The 20,146-nt window shown below is 73.5% G+C and carries 19 protein-coding genes; 12 read left to right on the top strand and 7 right to left on the bottom strand.

What is annotated here, in order from left to right; genetic code table 11:
• Positions 1–21: 21 nt before the first annotated feature.
• Positions 22–795: an MHYT domain-containing protein gene (locus ACSU6L_RS32895; RefSeq protein WP_437062730.1), complete on the bottom strand. Its 774-nt coding sequence runs from the start codon at positions 793–795 to the stop codon at positions 22–24.
• Between the two features lie 152 nt (positions 796–947).
• On the opposite strand from ACSU6L_RS32895, the gene ACSU6L_RS32890 reads away from it, so the two are divergent.
• Positions 948–1,547, top strand: a complete 600-nt coding sequence (locus tag ACSU6L_RS32890) for a class I SAM-dependent methyltransferase (protein WP_437062728.1) — start codon at positions 948–950, stop codon at positions 1,545–1,547.
• Positions 1,548–1,551: 4 nt separating this feature from the next.
• Here ACSU6L_RS32890 and ACSU6L_RS32885 read toward each other — a convergent pair whose 3' ends face one another.
• Positions 1,552–2,307 carry an alpha/beta fold hydrolase gene (locus tag ACSU6L_RS32885; protein WP_437062726.1) on the bottom strand — a complete coding sequence of 252 codons (756 nt, stop codon included), beginning with the start codon at positions 2,305–2,307 and terminating at the stop codon, positions 1,552–1,554.
• A 145-nt stretch (positions 2,308–2,452) separates the two neighbouring features.
• Between ACSU6L_RS32885 and ACSU6L_RS32880 the strand changes: the two genes are divergently transcribed.
• The 3 genes from ACSU6L_RS32880 (at position 2,453) to ACSU6L_RS32870 (ending at position 4,386) form a co-directional block, all read left to right on the top strand.
• Complete coding sequence (locus tag ACSU6L_RS32880) at positions 2,453–2,977, top strand: PadR family transcriptional regulator (RefSeq protein WP_437065138.1); 525 nt, start codon at positions 2,453–2,455, stop codon at positions 2,975–2,977.
• 153 nt (positions 2,978–3,130) lie between these two features.
• Complete coding sequence (locus ACSU6L_RS32875) at positions 3,131–3,427, top strand: hypothetical protein (protein ID WP_437062724.1); 297 nt, start codon at positions 3,131–3,133, stop codon at positions 3,425–3,427.
• 137 nt (positions 3,428–3,564) lie between these two features.
• Complete coding sequence (locus ACSU6L_RS32870) at positions 3,565–4,386, top strand: hypothetical protein (RefSeq protein WP_437062722.1); 822 nt, start codon at positions 3,565–3,567, stop codon at positions 4,384–4,386.
• Between the two features lie 92 nt (positions 4,387–4,478).
• On the opposite strand, the gene ACSU6L_RS32865 is transcribed toward ACSU6L_RS32870, so the two are convergent.
• The gene (locus ACSU6L_RS32865) at positions 4,479–4,661 is read right to left on the bottom strand and encodes a hypothetical protein (RefSeq protein ID WP_062704261.1); all 183 of its coding nucleotides are present in this window, start codon (positions 4,659–4,661) and stop codon (positions 4,479–4,481) included.
• Between the two features lie 296 nt (positions 4,662–4,957).
• Here ACSU6L_RS32865 and ACSU6L_RS32860 point away from each other — a divergent pair, with 296 nt between their 5' ends.
• Both ACSU6L_RS32860 and ACSU6L_RS32855 read left to right on the top strand, forming a co-directional pair.
• Positions 4,958–7,759 (top strand): SNF2-related protein, encoded by a 2,802-nt coding sequence (locus tag ACSU6L_RS32860; protein ID WP_437065137.1) that lies wholly within the window; start codon positions 4,958–4,960, stop codon positions 7,757–7,759.
• Positions 7,756–9,042, top strand: coding sequence for an SWF or SNF family helicase (locus tag ACSU6L_RS32855; protein ID WP_437062719.1), 1,287 nt, complete (start codon positions 7,756–7,758; stop codon positions 9,040–9,042). Before ACSU6L_RS32860 ends, ACSU6L_RS32855 begins: the two co-directional genes overlap by 4 nt.
• A gap of 385 nt (positions 9,043–9,427) precedes the next feature.
• Here ACSU6L_RS32855 and ACSU6L_RS32850 read toward each other — a convergent pair whose 3' ends face one another.
• Together ACSU6L_RS32850 and xylA are read right to left on the bottom strand one after the other, a co-directional pair.
• Positions 9,428–9,889 carry a hypothetical protein gene (locus ACSU6L_RS32850; RefSeq protein WP_437062717.1) on the bottom strand — a complete coding sequence of 154 codons (462 nt, stop codon included), beginning with the start codon at positions 9,887–9,889 and terminating at the stop codon, positions 9,428–9,430.
• Between the two features lie 139 nt (positions 9,890–10,028).
• A complete protein-coding gene (gene xylA, locus ACSU6L_RS32845) occupies positions 10,029–11,195 on the bottom strand; it encodes a xylose isomerase (protein WP_437062716.1) in 1,167 nt (388 codons plus the stop codon).
• 148 nt (positions 11,196–11,343) lie between these two features.
• Here xylA and xylB point away from each other — a divergent pair, with 148 nt between their 5' ends.
• The 6 genes from xylB (at position 11,344) to ACSU6L_RS32815 (ending at position 18,903) form a co-directional block, all read left to right on the top strand.
• Positions 11,344–12,789, top strand: coding sequence for a xylulokinase (xylB, locus tag ACSU6L_RS32840; protein WP_437062714.1), 1,446 nt, complete (start codon positions 11,344–11,346; stop codon positions 12,787–12,789).
• A gap of 14 nt (positions 12,790–12,803) precedes the next feature.
• Positions 12,804–14,012 carry an ROK family protein gene (locus tag ACSU6L_RS32835; protein WP_437062712.1) on the top strand — a complete coding sequence of 403 codons (1,209 nt, stop codon included), beginning with the start codon at positions 12,804–12,806 and terminating at the stop codon, positions 14,010–14,012.
• A gap of 476 nt (positions 14,013–14,488) precedes the next feature.
• Positions 14,489–15,088, top strand: a complete 600-nt coding sequence (locus ACSU6L_RS32830) for an N-acetylmuramoyl-L-alanine amidase (protein ID WP_437062710.1) — start codon at positions 14,489–14,491, stop codon at positions 15,086–15,088.
• Positions 15,089–15,249: 161 nt separating this feature from the next.
• Positions 15,250–16,626, top strand: a complete 1,377-nt coding sequence (locus ACSU6L_RS32825; protein WP_437065136.1) for a GAF domain-containing protein — start codon at positions 15,250–15,252, stop codon at positions 16,624–16,626.
• A gap of 166 nt (positions 16,627–16,792) precedes the next feature.
• On the top strand, positions 16,793–18,316 hold the full coding sequence (gene exaC, locus ACSU6L_RS32820; RefSeq protein WP_437062708.1) for an acetaldehyde dehydrogenase ExaC: 1,524 nt from the start codon (positions 16,793–16,795) through the stop codon (positions 18,314–18,316).
• Positions 18,317–18,369: 53 nt separating this feature from the next.
• Positions 18,370–18,903 carry a hypothetical protein gene (locus tag ACSU6L_RS32815; RefSeq protein ID WP_437062706.1) on the top strand — a complete coding sequence of 178 codons (534 nt, stop codon included), beginning with the start codon at positions 18,370–18,372 and terminating at the stop codon, positions 18,901–18,903.
• Between the two features lie 54 nt (positions 18,904–18,957).
• Here ACSU6L_RS32815 and ACSU6L_RS32810 read toward each other — a convergent pair whose 3' ends face one another.
• Both ACSU6L_RS32810 and ACSU6L_RS32805 read right to left on the bottom strand, forming a co-directional pair.
• A complete protein-coding gene (locus ACSU6L_RS32810) occupies positions 18,958–19,707 on the bottom strand; it encodes a phosphodiesterase (RefSeq protein ID WP_437062704.1) in 750 nt (249 codons plus the stop codon).
• Complete coding sequence (locus ACSU6L_RS32805; RefSeq protein ID WP_437062702.1) at positions 19,704–20,117, bottom strand: hypothetical protein; 414 nt, start codon at positions 20,115–20,117, stop codon at positions 19,704–19,706. Before ACSU6L_RS32805 ends, ACSU6L_RS32810 begins: the two co-directional genes overlap by 4 nt.
• Positions 20,118–20,146: the final 29 nt, after the last annotated feature.

The following is a 20,146-nucleotide window of genomic DNA, read 5'->3' as shown; positions in this document are numbered from 1 at the left end:
CGGCAAGGGGGTTCGGGCGGTTCAGCGGGCAGCGGTCTCGACCGGCCGCTGCGCGGAGGCGGAGGCCTCGCGCTCCCCCGCCGTCGGTGACAGAGCGACGAACGCCGAGGTGAGGAAGAGATAGGACCCGAGGCCGACGGCGAGGGGGAAGACAAACTGCATCGCCGTGGCCCCGGGCAGCGGATCACCGGCGGGCGTGACCCGCACACGGACCGCGAGCATGCCGGTGTAGTGCATGCTGCTGACCGCCGCGCCCATGACGAGGGAGGCGACGGTGACCGCGGCGGGCGCTTTGATGTTGAGCGCCGCCCAGAGGGCCGCCGTCGCCGCGACGACGGCGATCAGCACGGAGAGGCCGACGAGCACCGGGTCGTAGGTCACGTCACCGTGCAGTCGTACGGCGGCCATGCCCAGGTAGTGCATGCTGGCCACGCCCAGTCCGGTGGTGAGTCCGCCGAGCAGGAGGGCGCGGGTGCGGTCACGGCCGTAGCCGACCGCGAAGACGCCGACGCAGACGACGATCATGGCCACCAGCAGGCTGAGCACGGTCGGTGCGACGTCGTAGCGGATCTCGGTGCCGCTGACGCGGAAGCCCAGCATGGCCACGAAGTGCATGGTCCAGATGCCGGTGCCGATGGCGGAGGCGGCGGTGATCAGCCAGTTGCGGCGCGAGCGCCCGGTGGCACCGAGGGCGCGCACGGTGCAGCGCAGCCCGAGGGCGGCGCCTACGCAGGCCATGACGTACGACAGCACGGGGGTCAGCCAGCCGAAGGCGGCGTGGTCCAGGTGTCCCATGGCCCCGGGACGCTAGCCGGGGCAGAGGCGCACGAAGGGGGCGCATTTCGAAAGGTGTTGGAATATGACACACAGAGATACCTGAACGATCGCGTCCAGCTCGAACATGCACACCGCGACGTCATCCACGCCGGTGAGGGATCATGCGGAACATGAGCGACGACCGTACGCACGTCCAGGAGTTCTTCACCGCCCGCGCCGCCGACTGGGACAGCCGCTTCCCCGACGACGGCCCGGCCTACGCGGCCGCGGTCGCCGAGCTGGGACTGCGTGCGGGCGACCGCGTCCTCGACGCGGGCTGCGGCACCGGACGCGCCCTGCCGCCGCTGAGGGCGGCCGTCGGGCCGTCGGGAGTGGTGCTCGGGGCCGATCTGACCCCGGCGATGCTCCAGGCGGCCGTACGGGCCGGCAGGGACCGGGACGGGCTGCTGCTGCTCGCGGACGTGGCCTCCCTGCCGCTGCGGGCCGAGGCGCTGGACGCTGTCTTCGCGGCGGGCCTCATCGCCCATCTGCCCGATCCTGCCGCGAATCTGCGGGAGCTCGCGCGTGTCGTGCGCCCCGGCGGCCGGCTCGCCCTGTTCCATCCGATCGGCCGCGCGGCGCTGGCGGCTCGCCACGGGCGGCGGATCACCCCGGACGACCTCCGCGCGGAGCCCAATCTGCGGCCCTTGCTCGCCGGTTCGGGGTGGCGGATGACGTCGTACGTCGACGAGGACGCCCGGTTCCTGGTCCTCGCCGATCGCGAGGCCTGAGCCGTCACACCCGCCCGGCGACCGCCGCCGCGAAGGCGTCGGGGTTGTCGAACATGACGTTGTGCCCGGCTCCGGGCACGGTCACGACGCGTACCCCGGCGGCCTCCAGCGTCCGCCGCCCGTCGAGCTCCCCGCTCAGCTCTCCCTGCAAGTAGACGCGGTCGACGGTCAGTTCCTCCAGGATGGCGCGCATCATGGGCTGCGATCCGCGGCGCAGTCCGACGGCGCTGCGGTGCAGGGCGCGCGGGTCGGCGTGCCGCATGGTCGCCGCCCACAGGGGACCGACTTTCTCCAGCACGCGCACGTACCCGCCGTCGACGAAGTCGTCCTCCTCATAGGAGGCGATTCCGCTGCTCCCCGCGGTGGGGGGCGGGAAAGCGTCGAGGTTGGCTTCGGTGAGGACCAGCCGGGAGACGAGGTCGGACCGCCGGTGGGCCAGCACCAGGGCGACGGCGCCGCCCATGCTGTGCGCGATCAGTTCGGCGCCGCCCACGCCCGCGGCGTCAAGTGCAGCCGCCAGGGCGGCGGCGTGCTCCTCGAGGCCGTAGCCGAAGCCGGCGGGCCGGTCGCTGATGCCGTGCCCGGGCAGGTCCACGAACAGGCTGCGCCGGCCCGCGAGCTCCGGCCGGGCCGCTATATGGGCGTGATAGGCGGCGGAGGCCGACCCGAGCCCGTGGACGTACACCCGCGCGGGTTCCGTCCCCGGTGTCTCCGTCCACCGGATCCGGCTGCCCTCACCGTCGAACTCGGCTTGCTGCATCACGCCTCCCTCATTGGTCCACCGTCGTTGTCGGCTCACCCAGGAACATACATCGGTGTCGAGGTATAGAGAAGCTGATGTATTCCTCAAAGGAGGTACTCCATGCCGGATGTACAGCGGGAGCGGAGTGCGCGAGAATGCCGCCATGCTGGAGCTGGCCATCCTCGGATTCCTGTACGACACCCCGCTGCACGGGTATGAACTGCGCAAACGCATCACAGCGCTGACGGGACACGTGCGGCCGGTCGCGGAGAGCACGCTGTACCCCGCGATCAAGCGCCTGGAGCAGGCGGGCCTCCTGGAACGGGCCACCGAACCCGGAGCGGTGGCCGCGCCCCGGCATGTGCTGGCGCTGACCGACAAGGGCAAGTGGGAACTGCGCCGCCGACTCGCCGAGCCCACCCGGCGTGACATCACCGACGAGAACCGCTGGTTCACGGTGCTCGCCTTCCTCCGCCACCTGGACGACGCCGGCGCCCAGGCGGCCGTACTGCGCCGCAGGCTGGCCTTCCTGGAGGAGCCCGCGAGCTTCTTCTACGACGGTGACCGGCCGCTCGCCGCGGAGGAACTGGACGACCCGTTCCGGCAGGGCATCCTGACCATCGCCCGCGCCACCTCGCGGGCCGAACTCGGCTGGCTGCGCGCCACCCTGGAATCACTCGGCGACTGACCCCTGCGCACCACCCGGGGCGACGCCGGTCCGAAGCGCTTCACCGCGCCCTCCCTGCGCCCTTCCTCTTCTGCCGCCGAAGCTTCAACTCTACGTTGAGAGGCAGCATTTGTACGATCAGCGACGAGACCTCACAGGGGGAAGGCGGTCGGCATGTTCGGCAAGGTGCGGGAGTCCTGGAGCAGATTTCGCGGCGCGGGGCGGGAGGAGCGGACCGCCGCCCGTGGCTCACGGACGCACAACCTCTTCGAGGCGGCCGCCGTCTATGTGGCGGCCAACGCCGAGGACGACCAGGACCGGGTCGACGAGGCGGCGGGCTGGGTGTCGCCGGAGGCGTTGTCGTTCGGGGTGAACGAGCTGGCGTGCCGGGCCGTGATCGCGCTCGCGCGGGAGCGCGGCGAGTCGCCACACGCCGTCGCCCGCGACCTCCTCGGGCTGCCGACGGCCTGAGGCGCGTCGCTCCGGGTGGTCGATTCGTCCGGTCTCCACGGGATCACCGCAGCTCCGCGCGGCCGACGGAGTCGTGACAAGGGGCTCTCGGTCGCACTAGGGTGCGCGCCGTTGGACAAACCCATGGGGAGGCTGTGATGGCCGGAACGGACGAGTACGCCGTCACCGCCACGGACGACGCGCTGTATGTGCTCACGGCGGTGCTGCTGACACCGGCGAAGTTCCCGAGCGTGCTGGGCGACGACTACCCGGAGGCCTGCGCGGCGCTCGGCCTCGCGCCGCTCGCCGACGGGTACGGCCTGGTGCTGGGCCAGGACGGCGACGGCGCGCGGTGGACCGTGGTCACCGACGACGTGTCCCTGGTGGCCGTCGCCATCGCCTCCTGGGACTGCGGCATGGAGTACGACCTGTCGCCGGACGAGCGCAGTGTGGTCGCGGCGCTGCCCGGCTGGCCCCTGGCGGTCGCCGTGTCGGCGCCCGGTGTGCCCGCGCCGCACGACCCCGATCCCTCGGTCGACGACCGTCGCCCGCTGGCGCCCCCGGACACGGATGTCTGGGGTCCCGCCCAGCGCCGCCTCGGCGCCGACGAGATCGCGCTCCAGTGGGCGCAGTGGCGGGAACAGATCGACGACGCCGAGTTCGTCACACCCGGCGTCGGCGAGGCCGGGGAGGGAGCCGAGGCGGGCACCGGGCGGACCGGTGTGCGGCGTGTCCTCGCCGAGGCACGCGCGTACGTGGACACGCCGCCGCCGCTCGGCCGGGTCCGCTCGTCCTTCGCGCCGGGCGACGCGCGGACGCTGCGCGCCGACGGCCCCGGCTGGTCGATGGTGGCCAGGACCGACGACATCGCGTTCGTGCTGCTCGACGAGGCGCCCGGGGAAGTCCTGCCGGTGGGACGCGGTCCGGAGCTGCCGGGTCTGCTGGAGGCGCTGGACAAGATGGCCGTACGGCCGACCTGAGCGACCGGGCCGGGCCACGGCGCCTGCCGCGGCCCGGCGGGTGGGTGTCCCACTGAGGTCGACCGGCTTCACGGAGGCGCGGGCGCGCCGGGCTAGCGGCCGAGCTCCTTGCGGGTGGCGCGGCGCAGCCGGCGCCGCTGTGACGGGTCCAGGGTGAGGTACGCGGCGGCCGGGACGCCCAGCACGATCAGCAGCGCGGCCCACCAGGGCAACCAGATCAGCAGAATGAGACCGGCCGCCACACCTCCTGCGGCGATCTTCGCGTTCTTCGACATGTGTGTCGCCTCCTTCGCGGCCACTGCCGCTCTCTGCTGTGAAAACGGCTCCGCGCCCGCGGCGGTTCCGTGCCGCGCCCCTAGGAAATCCCTGACGCGCACCCCTTAGGGATTCCCCCACAGCCCGGATTCAGTGACTCAGCTCACACCCATTGCATGCAAGGTCGACCGGCTTCGTCCTGTAACCTCGGCCGCTCACCCTCCAGGTAGTCAAATTTGAGGAATGCGACCACACTGTGCAGAGCACTCCCCCGGCAACTTCCTCCGACATCCACGAACTGGCGCACTGCTGCGCTATGTTCGTCCCGGGCGACCCGGCCCGTACCGGCGGGGTCGCCTTCTGGCGGCCCGACGGCGAGGCTCCGGCGGCCGTGGCCGCAGCCGCCCTCACGGACCTGACGGTCGTCCTGCCCGGTGAGACCGGCGTCGAGCCGGTCACCGTGCCGGCCGTCGTGCTCCCAATGGGCGCGGCCCTGCCCGTCCTCACGCACGCACGGGCCGCCGGACAGGGACATCGCGCGGCCGTGTTCTGGGGCGCGGCGGCCCTGCTGGCCCTGCACTTCACGGCGCGTGGTCTGCTGCTGCCCGGCCTGTCCACGGGCGAACACGACGCCTGGCGTGTGGGACCGCTCCGCGCGGAGGACACCGAGCGGATCCGCCGGCTCGCCGCCGCGATGCCGCCCGAGGCGCACGCCGTCGCGCCGGACCTCACCGAACCCCTGCGGCTGCCCGACCCGGAAGGGCTGGTGCGGGCCTTCCTGGACGCCGTCGCCGACACCCTGCCGCGCTCCCCCGCCGCCCCGCTCGTCACCGGCGGCCCGGCCTTCGCGGCACCGGAGCCGCAGCACCGGCCCGACCTGCGCCCCTGGGCCGCGGACATCGCCGCAGGACACGACGCGGGCGTGCGGATCTCACTGCGGATCGAAGTGACCGGTCTGACCGACGCGGCCGAGGAGGCGGTACCCGCGTTCCGGGCCGTCCCGCAGGTGCACCCGGTCGGCGACCCGTCCGTCGTCGCGGACGTGGCCACCGTGTGGGCCGCGTCGGACGCCACCAGCGGGGCCTTCGGGCCGGGTGCCCGGATGGACGCGCTGGTGGCGCTGCGCCGCGCGGCACGCGCGTGGCCGGCGCTCGGCCCGCTGCTGTCCGCCGCCGTGCCGGACGCCGTGGAACTCGCCGACGAGGAGGTCACCGAGCTGCTGGGCGAGGGCGCCAACGCCCTCGCGGCCGCCGGGGTGGACGTGCACTGGCCCAGGGAGCTGGCCCGCGAGCTGACCACCCGCGCGGTCGTCGGTCCGCCGGACGACGAGCCGGACCCGGGCAGGCTCGCCTCGGACACGCCGTCCTTCCTGTCCGCCGACGCGCTGCTCGCGTTCGACTGGCGGTTCGCGCTCGGCGACCGGCAGCTGACCCGCGAGGAGCTGGACCGGCTCGCGGAGGCCAACCGCCCCGTGGTCCGGCTGCGCGACCAGTGGGTGCTGCTCGACCCCCGGGAGGCGCGGCGCGCCCGCGAACGGCAGGACCACAGGGTCACCCCTGTCGACGCGCTCGGCGCGGCGCTCACCGGCTCCACGGAGGTCGACGGCCACCGGGTCGAGGTGCATCCGACGGGGTGGCTGGCCGCGCTGCGCGAACGGCTGTCCGAGCCCGAGGGCCAGGATCCGGTGGCGCAGCCGGCCGCCCTCGCCGCCGACCTGCGGGACTACCAGCGGCGTGGTCTGAACTGGCTGGCCCGGATGACGTCGCTGGGGCTGGGCTGCTGCCTGGCCGACGACATGGGCCTCGGCAAGACCATCACCCTGATCGCCCTCCATCTGCACCGGCAGACCGACCCGTCGTCCGCCGGTCCCACCCTGGTGGTCTGTCCCACGTCCCTGATGGGCAACTGGCAGCGGGAGATCGAGCGGTTCGCGCCCGGCACGCCGGTACGCCGCTTCCACGGCGCCGGGCGCGACCTGGACGGGGTGACCGACGGGGAGTTCGTCCTCACGACGTACGGCACCATGCGCCTGGACGCGCGCCAGCTGGCCGGGGTGCCGTGGGGCCTCGTGGTGACCGACGAGGCTCAGCACGTGAAGAACCCGTACTCGGCGACCGCGCGGGAGCTGCGTTCGATCGGCGCTCGCGCACGCGTGGCGCTCACCGGCACCCCGGTGGAGAACAACCTCTCGGAGCTGTGGGCGATCCTCGACTGGACGACCCCCGGGCTGCTGGGGCGCCTGGGCACCTTCCGCGCGAGGTACGCACAGGCGGTCGAGGGCGGCCAGGACCCGGCGGCCGCGGACCGGCTGGCCCGGCTGGTGCGCCCGTTCCTGCTGCGCCGCCGCAAGTCCGACCCCGGTATCGCGCCCGAACTGCCGCCGAAGACGGAGACCGACCGCGCGGTGTCGCTCACACCGGAACAGACGGGCCTCTACGAGGCAGTGGTGCGCGAGACGCTCGCGGAGATCGCGGGTGCCGACAGCATGGCGCGGCGCGGGCTGATCATGAAGCTCCTGACGGGTCTGAAGCAGATCTGCAACCACCCGGCGCAGTACCTCAAGGAGGAGCGGCCGGCGATCGCCGGGCGCTCCGGGAAGCTGGAGTTGCTGGACGAGCTGCTCGACACGATCCTCGCCGAGGGGGCGGGCGTGCTGGTCTTCACCCAGTACGTGCAGATGGCACGGCTCATCGAACGGCACCTGTCCGCGCGGGGTGTGCCCTCGCAGTTCCTGCACGGCGGAACGCCCGTGCAGGAGCGGGAGGCGATGGTGGGGCGGTTCCAGGACGGCGAGGTGCCCGTGTTCCTGCTGTCGTTGAAGGCGGCGGGCACCGGTCTCAACCTCACCCGCGCGGAACACGTCGTGCACTACGACCGCTGGTGGAATCCGGCCGTCGAGGCGCAGGCGACCGACCGCGCGTACCGCATCGGGCAGACGCGGCCCGTGCAGGTGCACCGGCTGATCGCGGAGGGCACGATCGAGGACCGCATCGCCGGGATGCTGAGCCGCAAGCGGGAGCTGGCCGACGCGGTGCTCGGCGCCGGCGAGGCCGCGCTCACCGAGCTGACGGACGCCGAACTGGCCGATCTGGTGGAACTGCGAGGGAGCACGCGATGAACCGGTACGAGAACGACATCGAGCGCACCTTCGCCGCGCTGCCGCCCGCGCGGGGGCAAGGTTTCGCCCGCACCTGGTGGGGTCAGGCCTGGCTGAAGGCGCTGGAGGACGCGGCTCTGGACTCGGGGCAGGTGAAGACGGGCCGCCGGCTCGCCCGCGCGGGCGCGGTGGGGGCGGTGTCGGTGCGGCCGGGGCGCATCACCGCGGTCGTCCAGGACCGCGACCGCACGGCGCACCGGGCGGATGTCCTGCTGGAGGAGCTGTCCGCCGACCGGTGGGACCGTTTTCTGGAGCTGGCGGTCGAGCGGGCCGGGCATGTCGCGGCGCTCGTCGACCGGGAGATGCCGCCGCATCTCGTGGAGGACGCGGCGGTGGCGGGCATCGAGCTGCTGCCGGGGCTGGGCGATCTGGAACCGCAGTGCGACTGCGGTGCCTGGGACCACTGCGGGCACACGGCCGCGCTCTGCTACCAGATGGCGCGGCTGCTCGACGAGGACCCCTTCGTTCTGCTGCTGATGCGGGGACGCGGTGAACGGGCCGTCGTCGACGCCCTCCAGGCGCGGGATGCCGCCTCCGCCTCCGCCTCCGCCTCCGCCTCCGCCGAGCAGACCCGGGCCCCCGTCGGCGTGGACGCCGCGGAGGCGTACGCGGCCGGCGACATCCTGCCGCCGCTGCCCGCCCCGCCCGAGCTGCCCGAGCTGCCCGGACTGCCGCCGTCCCTGGACGCCGAGACCCCGCCCGCGCCCGGGGTCGACCCGGTCGCCCTCGAGTTCCTGGCGGCCCGGGCGGCCCGGGCGGCGCACCGCATGCTGGCCGAGGCACTGCGGCCCGACGGCGACGTGTCCCGGCCCGACCTGACGGTCGCGCAGGACGCGGTCCGGCTGGCCGCGGGCGCGCCCGAGCGGGCGGTGCTGGAGCGGCTGGCCGACGGCTCGGGGAGAGGCCGGGAGGACCTGGCGGCCGCCGTACGCGCCTGGGACCAGGGCGGGCCGGCCGCCCTGGCGGTCCTCGAGGAGGAGTGGACGGTCGAGGGTGACGCCCTCGCACGCGCGCGTGCCGCCCTCGAAACGGCCTGGGACAAGGAGGAGCGCCCGACGCTGCGTGCGCGAGCCAACCGCTGGACGGTCGTCGGCACCTCCAGCCAGCTGCGCCTGGGCCGCGACGGACGCTGGTGGCCGTATCACGAGGACCGTGGCCGCTGGCTGCCGGCCGGCGGCCCGGCGCAGGATCCGGCGACCGCACTGGCCGCGGCACGGGCCGTCCCCGAGGAGGAGACCTCCTGACCCCGGCGTGCCCGTGACGTGGGTGTGCGTCGCCCGGCATCGGCCGACGCCACCCTCGTGCGGGCCGACGCCCCCCGCGCGGGCCGACGCAGACCCACGTGCGCACGGCTGCCGTGGCGACCGCGGCTGCCGTACCGACCCGTATGTGGCTCCCGTGCGGCGTACTGGCCACCGTCGCACACCGCTAGGGGGCGTCTCGCCGATCATGCCGGGCTCGCGGCGTCTGGTGCCGCGCCTCGCCGCGTTGTCGTCGGTCCCCGATTCCCCCAAGCTCTCGGCTCCGCTCGAGCAGGGGGGACCCCCATCGCATCGGCTCCCTCCTCCGCCTTGCGATGCACGGCACCAGACGCCGCTCCCTGATCCGACCTGATCGACGAGACACCCCCTAGGGCAGTTCACCCTCCCCAAGGGATGGGATCAGCGATTCCAGCCCACTGGGGAAGTGGCTGGGAATGCCGCCGGGAAGCTCGCTCGGAAACCCGCTCGGCAGTTCGGTGGGGAAGCCGCTGGGAAGCCCGCTGGGCAGCTCGCTGGGGAACTCCGACGGCAGCGACGGCAGACCGCTGGGCAGCCCGCTCGGGAGCCCGGACGACCTTGTCGGTGATGGGTCGGTGCCGCTGCTGCTGCCCGGCTCGCCGGACGGCCCCCCGTCCGGCGTGTCGTCGCCCGCGAAGGCCACCACCCACAGGACCGCGGCCACGACACCGACGGCCAGCAGTGCGGCCAGGGCGACGAGAGCCGGGCTGCGCCGCCTCGGCGGGGGCCCGGCGTCTCCGGGCGGCGGCGGTCCGAACCCGCCCGGAGGCGGTGCGCCGGGCGGCTGAGGCGGTGGGGGCGGCGTGGCCATACCGCCCAGACTCGCGCGTACCGGCCCAGCACCGCGACCCCCGCGCGGAATTCGGCACGGACTCATGGCGTGGATCGCATGATTCCGCGACATACCGCGCGGGGGCCGTCCTACTGGGACCGGGCCGCCGAGGACAGGTTCAGCCGCGCGCACCCAGCAGGTGGTCCATGGCGAGCTGGTCCAGGTGCTCGAAGGCCATGCCGCGTGCGGCGGCGGCGTCGACGTCGAAGTCCTCGAACGCGGTGGCGTCGGCGAGCAGGGCCTGCAGGCCGTCGGCGGCGGTGGGCTGGGCCAGTTCGTCGAGGCGGGCGGCGCGCAGCGCCTGCTGGACCTCGGGGTCGGCGCGGAAGGCGGCGGCGCGCTCCTTGAGGATCAGGTAGTTGCGCATGCAGCCGGCGGCGGAGGCCCACACCCCGTCGAGGTCCTCGGTGCGCGGGGGCTTGAAGTCGAAATGGCGCGGCCCGGTGTAGCCGGCGCTCTCCAGCAGGTCGACCAGCCAGAACGCGGAGCGCAGGTCGCCGGCGCCGAAACGCAGGTCCTGGTCGTACTTGATGCCGGACTGGCCGTTGAGGTCGATGTGGAAGAGCTTTCCCGCCCACAGGGCCTGCGCGATGCCGTGCGGGAAGTTCAGCCCGGCCATCTGCTCGTGCCCGACCTCGGGATTGACCCCGTACAGCTCCGGGCGCTCCAGGCGCTCGATGAAGGCCAGCGCGTGGCCGACGGTGGGCAGCAGGATGTCGCCGCGCGGCTCGTTCGGCTTGGGCTCGATGGCGAAGCGCAGGTCGTAGCCCTGGGCGGTGACGTACTCGCCGAGCAGGTCGAAGGCCTCCTTCATGCGGTCCAGGGCGACCCTGACGTCCTTGGCGGCACCGGACTCCGCCCCCTCGCGCCCGCCCCAGGCGACGTAGGTCGTCGCGCCCAGCTCGACGGCCAGGTCGATGTTGCGGATGGTCTTGCGCAGCGCGTAGCGGCGCACGTCGCGGTCGTTGGCGGTGAACGCGCCGTCCTTGAACACCGGGTGGTTGAAGAGGTTCGTGGTGGCCATCGGCACGGTCAGGCCGGTGGCGTCCAGCGCCTGGCGGAAACGCTTGACGTGCGACTCGCGCTCGGTGTCGGTGGACCCGAACGGGATCAGGTCGTCGTCGTGGAAGGTCACGCCGTAGGCGCCGAGCTCGGCCAGGCGCTGCACCGTCTCGACCGGGTCCAGGGCACGCCGGGTGGCGTCACCGAACGGGTCTCTTCCCTGCCAGCCGACGGTCCACAAGCCGAACGTGAACCTGTCCTCGGGGGTGGGCTGGTAGCTCATGCCGCGACTCCTTGCTCGCTTGCTGCCGACTATTTCGTCATGGCCGTTTACAAATTAGTATGCGGTCGCGTCTCTGGGAAGAGACAAGGTGCCCCGGATCACAATCCACCACATATCCCCGCTGAGCCGCGGAAGAGGGAGAGCCCCGATGTCAGCAGCCGAGGGTCCGCTCGTCGTCGGCGTGGACACGTCCACGCAGTCCACCAAGGCGCTCGTCGTCGACGCGGCGACCGGGCAGGTCGTGGCGAGCGGCCAGGCGCCGCACACCGTCACCTCCGGAGCCGGCCGCGAGAGCGACCCGCGTCAGTGGTGGGACGCGCTGTGCGAGGCGCTGCGCCAGTGCGGTGACGCGGCCCACGAGGCCGCCGCCGTGTCCATCGGCGGCCAGCAGCACGGCCTGGTCACGCTGGACGAGCGGGGCGAGCCGGTCCGGCCCGCGCTGCTGTGGAACGACGTGCGCTCGGCGCCGCAGGCCCGGCGGCTGACCGAGGAGCTGGGCGGCGCGAAGTTCTGGGCCGAGCGCACCGGCTCCGTCCCCGCCGCCTCCTTCACGGTCACCAAGTGGGCCTGGCTCGCCGAGCACGAACCGGAGGCGGTCCGCGCCACCAAGGCGGTACGTCTCCCGCACGACTACCTGACCGAACGGCTCACCGGCCAGGGCACGACCGACCGCGGCGATGTCTCCGGCACCGGTTGGTGGGCCTCGCGGGTCGAGCAGTACGACGCCGAGATCCTCGCCCACGTGGGTCTCGACCCGGCGTTGCTGCCCCGCGTGGTGCGGCCCGGCGAGGTGGCCGGCACCGTCCGCGACAGCCACGACCTGCCGTTCTCCAAGGGCACCCTGGTCGCGGCCGGCACCGGCGACAACGCCGCCGCCGCGCTGGGCCTCGGGCTGCGCCCCGGCACCCCCGTGATGAGTCTCGGCACCTCGGGCACGGTGTACGCGGTGTCCCGGCGCCGGCCCACCGACCCGACCGGCATCGTCGCGGGCTTCGCCGACGCGCGCGGTGACTGGCTGCCGCTGGCCTGCACCCTGAACTGCACGCTGGCCGTGGACCGCGTGGCGGCGCTGCTCGGGCTGGACCGGGAGGCCGTCGAGCCCGGCACGACCGCCACCCTGCTGCCGTATCTGGACGGCGAGCGCACCCCCGCCCTGCCGCACGCCTCGGGGCTGCTGCACGGCCTGCGGCACGACACGACCGCGGGGCAACTGCTGCAGGCCGCGTACGACGGCGCAGTGCACTCGCTGCTCGGCGCGCTCGACCTGGTCCTCGACGAGGACGCGGACCCCTCGGCTCCGCTGCTGCTGATCGGCGGCGGCGCCCGCGGCACGGCCTGGCAGCAGACCGTACGACGGCTCTCGGGACGCCCGGTCCAGGTGCCCGAGGCGAGGGAACTGGTCGCGCTCGGCGCCGCGGCGCAGGCCGCCGGGCTGCTGACCGGCGAGGACCCGGCCGCCGTCGCCCGGCGCTGGGACACCGCGCGGGGCCCCGTGCTGGAGGCCGTGGAGCGGGACGAGGAGACACTGGCCAGGATCGCCGGGGTACTCTCCGACGCGGCCCCGCTGCTGGAGCGGAGCCCACAGAGCCGCTGAGGACGGACGGAGGCATGACCGCACCCCCGCACGACACCCACCCGGCAGGCCCCGGGCGCGCGTTGCCCGACACCCAGCAGGGCATGCGCCGCCGCAACCTCGCCCGGGTCATGCACACCGTCAGCGCCGAGGGGCCGCTGTCCCGGGCCGCCGTCGCCTCGCGCATCGGTCTGACCCGCGCGGCCGTGTCGACGCTGGTCGACGAGCTGATCCGGTCCGGGCTGCTCCAGGAGCTGGGGCCCGAGCGGCCGGGGCGGGTCGGCCGGCCCGGTTCCGCGCTCGCGGTCAGCTCGCACGGCCCCGCCGGGCTCGGCGCGGAGGTGGGAGTCGACCATCTCGCGGTGTGCGCGGTCGACCTGCGCGGAGAGGTCCGGGCCCGCGCGGTGCGGCACGGCACGAACCGCGGCCGTGCGCCCGAGCCGGTGATCGAGGAACTGACCGGACTCATACGGCAGGTCGTCGCCGAGGCGGAGGGCGAGGGACTGCGGCCCGCCGGGCTGGCGGTCGCCGTACCCGGTCTGGTGGCGCGCGACGCCCGTACCGTCGTCCGCGCCCCGAACCTCGACTGGCACGACACCGACCTCGGTGCCCTGCTGCCCTTCGGGTTCGAACTGACCGTGGACAACGAGGCGAACTTCGGCGCCCTCGCCGAACTCTGGCTCGGCGAGGGCACACCGCCCGACTTCCTGCACGTCTCGGCCGAGATCGGCATCGGCGCGGCCGTGGTCGTCGGCGGTGGCCTGCTGCGCGGAACGCGCGGATTCGCGGGCGAACTGGGTCATGTGCCGGTCCGCCCGGACGGGCCGGAGTGCGCTTGCGGCGGGCGTGGCTGCCTGGAGCAGTACGCCGGCGAGGAGGCGGTGCTGCGGGCGGCCGGGCTTGAGCCGGGCGAGGACCGGGTGGGGATGCTCGCGGGGCGTGCCGAGAAGGGCGACGAGGAGGTACGGCGGGCCCTGCGCGACGCGGGGGAGGCGCTCGGCATCGCGCTGACGGGGGCGGTCAACCTACTGGACCCGGAGAGCGTGGTGCTGGGCGGCGCGCTGGCGGGGCTGGCACCGTGGCTGCTGCCGTCGCTGCGCTCCGAACTGGCGCGGCGCACGGCGGGGCCGCCCTGCCCGGTCTCCGTCTCCCGGTTCGGACCGGAGGGCCCGTTGCTGGGTGCCGCGCACTCGGTGATCCGGGCGGTGCTCGACGATCCGGCGGCGGTAGCCGAGCAGGCCTGACCCCGCCTGATCGCGGGCCGCCTCCGAGCCCTCGATGGCCCGAGGCCCGCCGGCCTCGGCACGCCAACCACCCGTGTGAGTGAGCAGGTTGTCCACAAAGGCGCGCTTGTCCACGGGAGATCGACCGATCCTTCTGCCGGTCACCGAAGCCCCGTACCGTGAATCACGTGACACGCAGTCATGCAGTCGTGCAGTCACTCATTCACGCAGTCACTCATTCACGCAGTCGAGCGGGGGAAACGACCATGTCCACACGCATCCTGACGGTACGCACCCAACCAGACGAAGGTGCCCGGGCGTTCGGCCCGACGTGCGACACGAACCACACCCACGTGGCCGAGCTCCGCGAGAAGTGGCCGCCCGCCCGCGAGACTCACCGCGGACCGCACGCCCGACTGTGCGAGGCGGCGGCGATACCGCGGTGCTGAGACCGCACGCCGCCACTTCCCCGCGCAGATCACCCGAAAGGCACTTCCATGGAACGGGCACGACCGCTCCCCGACCGGCGACGGATCCTGCAAGGCGCCGCCCTCGCCGCCGTCCCGTACACGCTGCTGCCCGAGACACGGGCAGACGCGCAGACCCAGGCTCCCGACCAGCCGTCGGCGGTCTGGCATCCCGCGCACACCGCCAACTACACGCCGGCGAACCGCCCCAGGAGCCATCCGGTCGACTTCGTGGTCATCCACGTCACCCAGGCCAGCTACTCCACCACGTTGGGCGTCTTCCAGAACCGCAGGAAGCAGGTGTCCGCGCACTACGTGCTCCGCTCGTCCGACGGCCACCTCGCCCAGTGCGTACGCGAGTCCGACATCGCCTGGCACGCGGGGAACTGGGACTACAACACCCGCAGCATCGGGATCGAACACGAGGGGTGGGTGGACCAGCCCCGCTACTTCACCGACGTCCTGTACGAGCGTTCGGCCCGGCTCACCGCCTCGATCTGCGCGAAGTACGACATCCCCAAGGACCGCTCGCACATCATCGCGCACTACGAGGTCCCGGGCTCCGACCACACGGATCCCGGACCGCACTGGGACTGGGAGCGGTACCTCCGGCTGGTCCGGAGAGCCTGACGAACGCCGGGCCGCACAGAACCGTTCTGGTGACCCCGGTCGAAACGGTTGTCCGCGCGCACGGCGGGAGTGACGATGTTCCGGGCCGTGCCGCGCCGTCCCTCCCCCTGCGGCACGGCCGCGCCGCACACACCAGCCGTATCGCCTGCCGGGAGGCCGAGGTGACCGATCCCTGGGTGGCTCTGGAGCCGGGAGCCGACCCCACGGAGCGCGCACGGATCCTGCGTCGCGCCCACGAGACGTTCACGGAGGCGGGCACGGTGTCACGGCCGGTGCGGGCGGTGGTCGCCGACTCGTGGCGGCGCTCGGCCCGGGCCGGCGTCGGGCCGGACGGCGCAGCGAACGTGGAGCTGATGGACGGCGACCTCGGTGCCTACCGGGCGGAGCACCCGCTGGCCCGGGTGATGCCGCTCTGCCGTGAACTGATGGGCTCCTTCGCTGTGGACGGGGAACACCTGCTCGCGGTGTGCGACGCGCACGGCCGGCTGCTGTGGGTCGAGGGGCATCCCGCGACGCGGCGCCAGGCGGGGCGGATCAACTTCGTGCCGGGGGCCCGGTGGGCGGAGAGCGCGGTGGGGACCAACGCCCCGGGCACGGCCGTCGCCGTCGACCGGCCGGTGCAGGTGTTCGCGGCCGAGCACTTCGTCCGCCGGGTCCAGCCCTGGACGTGCGCGGCGGCCCCGGTGCACGACCCGCGCACCGGCCGGGTGCTCGGCGCCGTGGACATCACCGGCGGGGACGGGCTCGCGCATCCGCACAGCCTGGCGTTCGTGCAGGCGGTCGCACGAGCCGCCGAGTCGCAGCTGGCGTTGCTCGCCCCGGGTCGACCGGTCGGTGAGGTCCTGCAGTTGACCGCGCTCGGGCGCAACGAGGCGACCGTGCTCGCCGGTGGCCGGCGCATCCGGCTGAGCCGTCGGCACAGCGAGATCATGGTGCTGCTCGCCCGGCACCCGGAGGGTCTGACCGGGGACGAGCTGCTGTGCGCCCTGTACGACGACGAGTCGGTGACCCCGGTGACCCTGCGCGCCGAACTGGCCCGGCTGCGTGGGGTGCTGGGCCCCGGGCTGCTGGCCTCCCGCCCCTACCGGCTCACCGTGGGCATCGAGTCGGACGTCGCCGTCGTCGAGCGGCGGCTGGAGTCCGGGGCGGTCACGGCGGCCGCGACGGCGTACACCGGACCGCTGCTGCCGGCCTCCCGGGCCCCGGCGGTGGCCCGGCTCAGGCACCGCCTCGCGGACGGACTGCGTACGGTACTGATCGCCCGCCGCGACCCGGACCTGCTGGCCGACTGGGCGCACGCGCCGTGGGGTGAGGACGACCTGGAGATATGGCAGGCGCTGGCGGCGCTTCGTCCGACGGCCGCGGTCCGGGCGCGTCTTGCGGCGCTGGACGCCGAGCTGGCGGCGCCGCGCGGGGAGATGCGGCCGGTGACGCTGCCGGGCCTACCGCTCCAGCCGGGTCCGTCGGGTCGGCCGGGTCAGCCGGGCCGACGCGGAACAGCGGGGAGTCGGCCGGGTCCGTCACCGGGGTACGCCTGAGACGTCCGGCCCCCCTCCCCGGCCCCGCCACGCTGCCGGCCCACAGCCCGAACCCAGTCCCAGCCCAGCCCTGTGTGCAACGTGACCGCAACGTCCGCGTCCGTACCCTCGCGCACCTGGAGCCGCCCGACGGCGGGCGGCGCTGCCACCTGGAGGCTGGACCAGCATGACCCGTTACGCGGCACCCGGCACGCCCGGGGCGATCGTCTCCTACCAGTCGCGCTACGACCACTTCATCGGCGGCGAGTACGTGCCGCCGGCCCGCGGTCGGTACTTCGAGAACCCGAGCCCGGTGACCGGGCAGCCGTTCGCGGAGGTGGCGCGGGGCACCGCGGAGGACGTGGAGCGGGCGCTGGACGCGGCGCACGCCGTCGCGCCGGCATGGGGCCGCCGTTCGGCGACCGAGCGCTCGGACATCCTTCTGAAGATCGCCGACCGGATGGAGACACACCTGGAACAGCTCGCGGTCGCCGAGAGCTGGGAGAACGGCAAGCCGGTCCGTGAGACGCTGGCAGCGGACATCCCGCTCGCCATCGACCACTTCCGCTATTTCGCGGGCGCGATCCGCGCGCAGGAGGGCTCGCTCGCCGAGGTCGACGACGACACGGTGGCGTACCACTTCCACGAGCCGCTCGGCGTCGTGGCGCAGATCATTCCGTGGAACTTCCCGATCCTGATGGCGGCGTGGAAGCTGGCCCCGGCCCTGGCGGCGGGCAACGCGGTCATCCTCAAGCCCGCCGAGCAGACCCCGGTCTCCATCCACTACTGGCTGAGCCTGGTCTCCGACCTGCTGCCGCCGGGCGCGGTGAACATCGTGAACGGCTTCGGCGAGGAGGCGGGCAAGCCGCTGGCGTCCAGCCCGCGGGTGGCGAAGATCGCCTTCACCGGTGAGACCTCGACGGGGCGGCTGATCATGCAGTACGCCGCGGAGCACCTGAAGCCGGTCACCCTGGAGCTGGGCGGAAAGTCGCCCAACATCTTCTTCGACGACGTCTGGGAGAAGGACGACGATCTGCGGGACAAGGCCCTGGAGGGCTTCACGATGTTCGCGCTGAACCAGGGCGAGGTGTGCACCTGCCCGTCGCGCGGGCTGATCCAGCGCGGGAACTACCCCGACTTCCTGGAGGCGGCGATCGCCCGCACCGAGTCGATCAAGGCCGGGCACCCCCTGGACACGGACACGATGATCGGCGCCCAGGCCTCCGGCGACCAGCTTGCGAAGATCCTCTCCTACCTCGACATCGGCCGGCAGGAGGGCGCGAAGGTCCTGACGGGCGGTGAACGCCTCCAACTGGACGGCGAGTTGAAGGGCGGCTACTACGTCCAGCCGACGATCTTCGAGGGGAACAACCGGATGCGGATCTTCCAGGAGGAGATCTTCGGTCCGGTGGTGTCGGTGACGTCGTTCGACGACTTCGACGACGCCATGAAGATCGCCAACGACACGCTGTACGGCCTCGGGGCGGGCGTGTGGACCCGCGACATCAACACCGCGTACCGCGCGGGCCGCTCCATCCAGGCGGGCCGTGTCTGGACCAACTGCTACCACGCCTACCCCGCGCACGCGGCGTTCGGCGGGTACAAGCAGTCGGGCATCGGCCGCGAGACACACAAGATGATGCTGGAGCACTACCAGCAGACGAAGAATCTGCTGGTGAGCTACTCCGCGAAGAAGCTGGGCTTCTTCTAGGCGCGACGGCCGGCGGGCGCGTGAAGACGCCCGCGGCGGGTACCCGGCGGCACATGCTCAAGCGCGCTCTGTGGCAGGGTCTGCTCGCGGGTGGCATCGGGGGCGTGGTCATGACCCTCGGCGAGAAAATCGAGCAGAGGGTCACCGGCCGGCCCGATTCGCATGTGCCCGCGCGGGTCCTGGAACGCCTGACGGGTCTGCCGGAGCCCCCGGGAGCCCAGCCGCCGGCGCTCAACTGGGCCATGCACTACGGCCAGGCCGCCCTGCTCGGCGTACTGCGCTCGGTCATGGCCCAGGCCGGTCTGCGCGGGCCGCTGGCGTCGGCGAAGTTCACGGTGGTCCGTCTCACCAACGACCAGATCCTGGAGAACGCGACCGGAGTGGGTGCTCCGCCGGCCACCTGGCCGCGCGGGGAGCTCGTCCTGGACGTCCTGCACAAGGCCGTCTACGCCTTCACCACCGGCGCCGTAGCCGATGCCCTGGCCGCCCGCAGCGGGCCCGGCCCGGGGCAGAGGCACGCCGCCATGCGTCCCGGCCGCCGACCCGATGTCGGGCCCCTGCCCCGCGGGAACGCCCACGGCCGGTGAGAGCGCCGGCCATCGGACAGCGTCCTCTTCGCCGGCCGGCGAACCGCAATCTCGTCAGCGGCCGAATCGCCGGCCGGCCCGCGAGCCGCGGTAGGCGGCGCGGCGGATGACGGACAGCGCGGGGCCGGGGGTGAAGTCGCGCGCTTCGTGGGCGTAGATGTCGAAGTCGGCGCTCTCCGTGGGGCGTACGGGCAGCGGCGTGTGGACAGTCAGCACGGCGAACTCGCGCCAGCGCCGGTCGGTCGCCTCGGCGCAGAGGTCGAAGACGAGCGGTCCGGCGCTCAGCGCCCGGCTCAGGCTCACCGGGTCGCCATGGACGGGAGCATCGCGAGCCTCGCGTGAACGACGGGGGAAGGCGGCCAGGACGGATGGACGGCCGGCGATCCGGTAGGAGAGGAGGCTGGAGTACGGTCCGCCCAGGGCGTCGGCGCGTGGCAGCGGCAGGTGCCGGGTCATCCGGCCCCGGCCACTGCTCGTGAGCAGCAGATCAAGGGCGTGGCCCGGGCCGTCGGCCTGTTCCACGCGCACCGCCAGCCCCAGCCCGTCGGGCAGCCGCCGGGGCAGGCCGGCCGCTCGGGACAGACGTACCGTTGCCTCGTAGCGACCCGGTGTGTCCAGCCACGGCACGTCCCAGCGTTCGCCGCCGTCCATGACCCGCAGCTCGGCCGTGCACATCAGCCCGTCCGGATGCAGGGCCGGAGCCCCGCGCAGGCGGGCGATCAGGCGGAAAGCCGCCTCGACCGCTCTGACGTGCCGTGATTCCGCCGGTGTCGCGGACCGGGCCGTCCGGGCCGGGCCCCTCACCGGCCGCACCCACCCGCGTGCCTACGGGACGGTGTCCCTTTCGGGCCGGTGGTGCGCAGCCAGGCAGCGATCCAGCCTGCCTGCATCACGGCGTCCAGGAGGTACGTCGGCCGGATCCGGCCTTTCGGCACATAGGTCAGATCGACGGCCAGCAGGGTCAGCGCGGTGCCCAGGCCGATGCGGCGGGCATGCACCGGGCCCAGCGGGTCCGCCGCCGCGGCGAGCTGCGCGAGACCCGCTGAGGCGAGCAGTCCGCCCGTCGTCATCTGCAGCCACACATCGGTCTTCGGCCCGAAGACCCATTCGAAACTGCGCAGGTGCGCGAGCGGCCACAGCCCGCCCACGGTGTTGAAGGCACCGTGCGCGACCGCGACGCCGCGCGCGGACTCCCGTAGTGTCGTCCCGCCCATGACGCCTCCCTTCCACGGCTCGCCGGGTA

The sequence above is a fragment of the Streptomyces sp. enrichment culture genome (assembly GCF_964272855.1).
GTDB lineage: Bacteria > Actinomycetota > Actinomycetes > Streptomycetales > Streptomycetaceae > Streptomyces.
The sequence above is the reverse complement of the archived record's forward strand: the minus strand, read 5'-3'. Positions and strand labels throughout refer to the sequence as shown.

What these genes read in the sequence shown, in the direction of transcription:
- ACSU6L_RS32875 (WP_437062724.1), top strand. Translation starts at nt 3,131, where the DNA reads ATGTTCGGCAAGGTGCGGGAGTCCTGGAGCAGATTTCGCGGCGCGGGG.
- ACSU6L_RS32855 (WP_437062719.1), top strand. Translation starts at nt 7,756, where the DNA reads ATGAACCGGTACGAGAACGACATCGAGCGCACCTTCGCCGCGCTGCCG.
- ACSU6L_RS32830 (WP_437062710.1), top strand. Translation starts at nt 14,489, where the DNA reads ATGGAACGGGCACGACCGCTCCCCGACCGGCGACGGATCCTGCAAGGC.
- ACSU6L_RS32835 (WP_437062712.1), top strand. Translation starts at nt 12,804, where the DNA reads ATGACCGCACCCCCGCACGACACCCACCCGGCAGGCCCCGGGCGCGCG.
- ACSU6L_RS32870 (WP_437062722.1), top strand. Translation starts at nt 3,565, where the DNA reads ATGGCCGGAACGGACGAGTACGCCGTCACCGCCACGGACGACGCGCTG.
- ACSU6L_RS32850 (WP_437062717.1), bottom strand. Translation starts at nt 9,889, where the DNA reads ATGGCCACGCCGCCCCCACCGCCTCAGCCGCCCGGCGCACCGCCTCCG.
- xylA (WP_437062716.1), bottom strand. Translation starts at nt 11,195, where the DNA reads ATGAGCTACCAGCCCACCCCCGAGGACAGGTTCACGTTCGGCTTGTGG.
- ACSU6L_RS32880 (WP_437065138.1), top strand. Translation starts at nt 2,453, where the DNA reads ATGCTGGAGCTGGCCATCCTCGGATTCCTGTACGACACCCCGCTGCAC.
- xylB (WP_437062714.1), top strand. Translation starts at nt 11,344, where the DNA reads ATGTCAGCAGCCGAGGGTCCGCTCGTCGTCGGCGTGGACACGTCCACG.
- ACSU6L_RS32865 (WP_062704261.1), bottom strand. Translation starts at nt 4,661, where the DNA reads ATGTCGAAGAACGCGAAGATCGCCGCAGGAGGTGTGGCGGCCGGTCTC.
- ACSU6L_RS32805 (WP_437062702.1), bottom strand. Translation starts at nt 20,117, where the DNA reads ATGGGCGGGACGACACTACGGGAGTCCGCGCGCGGCGTCGCGGTCGCG.
- exaC (WP_437062708.1), top strand. Translation starts at nt 16,793, where the DNA reads ATGACCCGTTACGCGGCACCCGGCACGCCCGGGGCGATCGTCTCCTAC.
- ACSU6L_RS32890 (WP_437062728.1), top strand. Translation starts at nt 948, where the DNA reads ATGAGCGACGACCGTACGCACGTCCAGGAGTTCTTCACCGCCCGCGCC.
- ACSU6L_RS32860 (WP_437065137.1), top strand. Translation starts at nt 4,958, where the DNA reads ATGTTCGTCCCGGGCGACCCGGCCCGTACCGGCGGGGTCGCCTTCTGG.
- ACSU6L_RS32815 (WP_437062706.1), top strand. Translation starts at nt 18,370, where the DNA reads ATGCTCAAGCGCGCTCTGTGGCAGGGTCTGCTCGCGGGTGGCATCGGG.
- ACSU6L_RS32885 (WP_437062726.1), bottom strand. Translation starts at nt 2,307, where the DNA reads ATGCAGCAAGCCGAGTTCGACGGTGAGGGCAGCCGGATCCGGTGGACG.
- ACSU6L_RS32895 (WP_437062730.1), bottom strand. Translation starts at nt 795, where the DNA reads ATGGGACACCTGGACCACGCCGCCTTCGGCTGGCTGACCCCCGTGCTG.